This window comes from Endozoicomonas sp. ALB115 (genome assembly GCF_049310245.1).
GTDB lineage: Bacteria > Pseudomonadota > Gammaproteobacteria > Pseudomonadales > Endozoicomonadaceae > Endozoicomonas.
Map to the genome: position 1 here is coordinate 1 of NZ_JBLYZG010000201.1, position 1,071 is coordinate 1,071.

1 protein-coding gene is annotated in these 1,071 nt (G+C 57.7%); it reads right to left on the reverse strand.

What is annotated here, in order from left to right; all coding sequences use genetic code 11:
- Positions 1-1,034, reverse strand: a 1,034-nt coding sequence (locus tag ACO6VE_RS24620; protein ID WP_422464156.1) for an ATP-binding protein, incomplete at its 3' end; no start/stop codon positions are given.
- Positions 1,035-1,071: the final 37 nt, after the last annotated feature.

Genomic DNA, 1,071 nt, shown 5'->3' on the forward strand with positions numbered 1-1,071 from the left:
AGGCGCAGAATCCGGCGTTGCAATTCAGGGTCAAGATTCCGCCCCGGATAATTTTCCGGATTACCGGTCAACAAAACCCGGTGGTTATCTGTTAACTCGTAGGTCTGGCCATTGACGCAGAGCCGGGGAGACGATTGCAGCAAACCGGTCAGTGGTGACAATAGTCCGTGCTGCACCAGGTTGGCTTCATTAATAACCAGCAGGCCCGGGCGTCTTCTCCTGGCCCAATCCGTTATCTGCCCGGGTACCGAATGAGAGACCGTATTGCCCTGCCGGTCTCGTTTCAGGGAGACCGAACCGTACAGGTCTTCCCAGGTGGTGTTCGGTCCCAGGGTCAGGGTTTTCACTGTGTGCTGGTCAGGCTGTGGGCCAGCGGCAAGCCGGTTCATTGATGCCTGCCGCCGTTCCTGTAACGCTTGCCCGGTGGCGACGGCCAGGCAGGATTTACCGGTACCCGCCGGGCCATTGAGCTCAATGATCCTGTGCTGTCTGAGCATGGTCGTGAGCTGTTCAAGCCGCTTGCCCTGTTGCTGCTGATGGTGACAGCTGGCCTTGAGCCAATCTGAGGCCAGTGTCTGCAAGGAGGTTGTCAGCAGCGGTTCCGAAAAGGCGTGCTGAAGCGGCTGTTGCAGCTGCTCCAGTGGCTCAGACGGATGGCATTGGCTAATGGCGGTCAGTTGCTGGTTCAAGTCCCGGGCTTGCCGATGCACCGGGATACTCTGGCTGCCACAGACCCGCAGGGCGTCGTACAGCAGGCGCAGGCGATGGCCGGAATAGGGATGGATATTGTCGTTCAGTACCGGCAAAAGATCAGCCTCAATGCCCTGTTGAGGGAATATTGAGTGGATAATGGCGGCCATCTTCGCGGTGCAGCGGGGAGAAGGTTCGCCGAAAATATCAGGCAAATACTCGCCCAGTGCCGGTGCCATATAACGGGCCAATGGCCAGAAATGATCGGCCAGATCCTTTGGGTGCTTCAGGGCTGGCAGGGTGTTCAGGATGGCAGCAATGCCATCACGATCAACCCCTTCCATGGAATCCGGAAATATCCCACTGATCTGAGCTTTGACA